General features: G+C 67.2%; 4 protein-coding genes. 3 read left to right on the top strand and 1 reads right to left on the bottom strand.

Annotation, left to right across the window (positions count from 1 at the left end):
- A partial coding sequence (locus JHC79_RS02850; protein ID WP_296388350.1) for a hypothetical protein occupies positions 1-482 on the bottom strand: 482 nt, incomplete at its 3' end.
- Between the two features lie 99 nt (positions 483-581).
- On the opposite strand from JHC79_RS02850, the gene JHC79_RS02845 reads away from it, so the two are divergent.
- From JHC79_RS02845 to JHC79_RS02835, 3 genes are all read left to right on the top strand, one after another.
- A complete protein-coding gene (locus tag JHC79_RS02845) occupies positions 582-1,364 on the top strand; it encodes an acyl-CoA thioesterase domain-containing protein (RefSeq protein WP_296388349.1) in 783 nt (260 codons plus the stop codon).
- On the top strand, positions 1,361-2,053 hold the full coding sequence (locus tag JHC79_RS02840) for a haloacid dehalogenase type II (RefSeq protein WP_296388348.1): 693 nt from the start codon (positions 1,361-1,363) through the stop codon (positions 2,051-2,053). Before JHC79_RS02845 ends, JHC79_RS02840 begins: the two co-directional genes overlap by 4 nt.
- A 74-nt stretch (positions 2,054-2,127) precedes the next feature.
- The coding region (locus JHC79_RS02835; RefSeq protein WP_296388347.1) for a hypothetical protein at positions 2,128-2,793 on the top strand (666 nt) is incomplete at its 3' end.

Genomic DNA, 2,793 nt, shown 5'->3' with positions numbered 1-2,793 from the left:
AACGAGATCGCCGACTCGATGTCGGCCTCGAACGATCGAAGTTCATCAGACGAGATGCGGAAGTACCGCCACTCCTCTGAGCTGTGGCCTGCGCCCGCAGGTATTGAGAGGTACGGCTGTCCCGTCTCGACGTCGACGCCGAGAGCGACTCCGCGCGGGAACGACGTGAATGTGTCGAGGTAGGTGATGGCGGCCTGGACCTCGTCGGACTCGTCCGGCATCCGGGGTGCGCCGCGGTTCCATCCGGGTTCGAGAACGAGTAGGTCGTCGTGCTCGTGCCGGCGACATTCATCAGCGAACCGTTTGGCCAGACGTGGGTCGCGCACGAAGGTGTCGTATTGCTCGACGGAGACGCGGTAGTGCTCGGTGTAGTCGACGTGTCCGGTGCTGACCGGGATGCCGACGCTGTGCGTCGACGCGACGGGGTCGTGCTTCAGGGTGAACGCGCCGGCTCGACTGAAGTACCCGTCATGAAATCCCACGCGCCCACGCTAACGGCTACGTCGGTCTCGACAGGCCCTTCTGACCGTCACCGCGACTGCGCGAACGGACGTCGACGGGCCACATGAGAACCTGAGATCGTGAAACCGTTTTTCGAGGTCATCGAACATCAGGGCTCCGTCGCCTACCTGGCGAACGAGCACGCCGTCGGCGCGTGGGGGCCAGGTCAGGTGGCCGGCCCCGCCATCGTCGGACTCCTCGCGCAGGTCCTCGAGGAGGAACAGGGCGAGCCGGACTTCCTCCCCGCCCGCACCACCTTCGAACTGCTGCGTCCGTTCGTGCAGAAGCCGACGACCGTCCGCACCGAACTGGTACGCACAGGGCGCCGGATCAAGGTCGCCCGCGCGGAGGCAATCCAAGACGAGAAGCTGGTCGCCAGTGCGGTGTTCGTGCAGTACCGGATCTCCGAGAACGCGCCCGGTGAGCGCTGGCGCGCCGACGACTCCGTGCCCTTCCCGCCCGATGTCGACTCCGATCCGGACGCCACCACCTGGTACCACTCCGACACCGCCGGCTGGACCCACGAACTCGAACCGCACCTGAACGCGGACCGGTCGACCGCCTGGTGGAACGTTCTGCCGATGACCGCCGACCGGCCGCCGAGCCCGTACGTGCGCGCGGTGACGACGACGGAGTGGACGAGCCTGGTGACCAACCTCGGCACCGAGTGGGTCGGCTACATCAACGGCGACCTGACCGTCGCGCTGTCCCGGCTGCCGGAGGGGGAGTGGGTCGGGGTGCAGGAGGCCTCCCATCTCGACTCCGCCGGGATCGCCGTGGGAACGACCACCATCTACGACCGCAGCGGTCCCATCGGATCGGGAATGATCACCGCCCTGAACAACATTCAGGCGTTCACGTGACCCGCCGACCGAAGGTCGCTTTCCTCGACGTCAACGAGACGCTGTCGGATCTGCGGTCGGTGGTCGGCGCGTTCGAGGCGCAAGGTCTGTCGTCCGAGCATGTGCGCACCTGGTATCTGTCGGTGCTGCGTGACGGCTTCGCGTCGACCGTCCTCGGCGACAATCCGGGGTACTCCGTCATCGGGGAGGAGATCGCCCGGTCCTTGATCCGTGAGGTCGATCCGGCGCGCGACGACGCGGAGGTGGACGACGGGGCAGCGGCGATCATGTCGGCGATGGTTGCAGCAGAACCACACTCGGACGTGGTGCCCGGGTTGGTCGCTCTCGCCGACACCGGCGTTCGGGTGATGACGCTGAGCAACGGGTCCGCCGACGTGGCCCGGAAACTGCTCGGGTCGACACCGGCGGACGCCGCCATCGAGAGGTACCTGTCGGTGACCGACGCAGGGGCGTGGAAGCCCGCACCGGCGTCGTATCGGCACGGCCTGGCCGAAGCGGGTGTCGCAGCCGCGGACGCGCTCATGGTCGCCGTGCACCCGTGGGACCTCGAGGGTGCACGACGCGTCGGTCTCCGCACCGCGTGGATCAACCGCTCCGGGGCCCGGTGGCCAAGCCTGTTCGCGCCACCGGACATCGAGGTCGACTCGCTCACCTCACTCGCACACGCTGTCGCACAACCGACCGGATAAGGTCTCGGCAGTCGACATCGGAGTTGAGGAGAGCAGAGATGCGCGCTAGTTGTTCAGTGGTTGCCGTGGCCGTGGTGGCGCTAGGTCTCGTCGGCGGCTGTTCGTCGGAGTCGTCGAGCGACTCGAACTCCCCGGCCTCGCAGCAATCTGCCTCGCAGAAGGCCGATCGGCCCCTGTCCGACTACCTGTTGCAGGCGTCGGACGTGCCCGCGGGCTACACGCAGATGAACATCCCCGCCGACCAGGCCAGTCAGGCGGCGGACTCGCTCCTGGCGAGCACCAAGGGTTCGAAGGTCTCGCCCGCCACCTGCCAACCCGACCTCTCGGGCGTCTCCGCTGACTCCTTGAAGAACGCCACGGCGAACTACTTCGCCGCCGGTACCTCCGGCGGCCTGATCGGCAGCACGGTCGTCGCCGACACCGACTATGTCGCCAAGTACCGCAAGTACAACCTCGGTTCGTGCGCGACCCACAAGGTGACCAGCTCGGTCAACGGCCAATCGTTCACCGGCTCGGTCACCACGAAAGAGATCGATGTCGCGACGCCGGGCGTCGAGGGCGCGTTGGTCGTGCAGCAGGACGTGACGACGAACTTGCCGGGCACCGCTCCGTTGAAGCAGAGCTCCTATCTGGCGGTGCTGCCGGCCGATGGCGCGACGGTGTCGGTGACGCAGAAGAACATCCTGGGAACCACGGCGCCTGATCGTGGCGCGTTCACCAAGGCGGTCGCAGCCGCGGCC

This window comes from Williamsia sp. (assembly GCF_016462415.1).
In the GTDB taxonomy this organism is placed as follows: Bacteria; Actinomycetota; Actinomycetes; order Mycobacteriales; family Mycobacteriaceae; genus Williamsia_A.
Note: the sequence above shows the minus strand (reverse complement) of the source record. Positions and strands in the feature narration are given on the sequence as shown.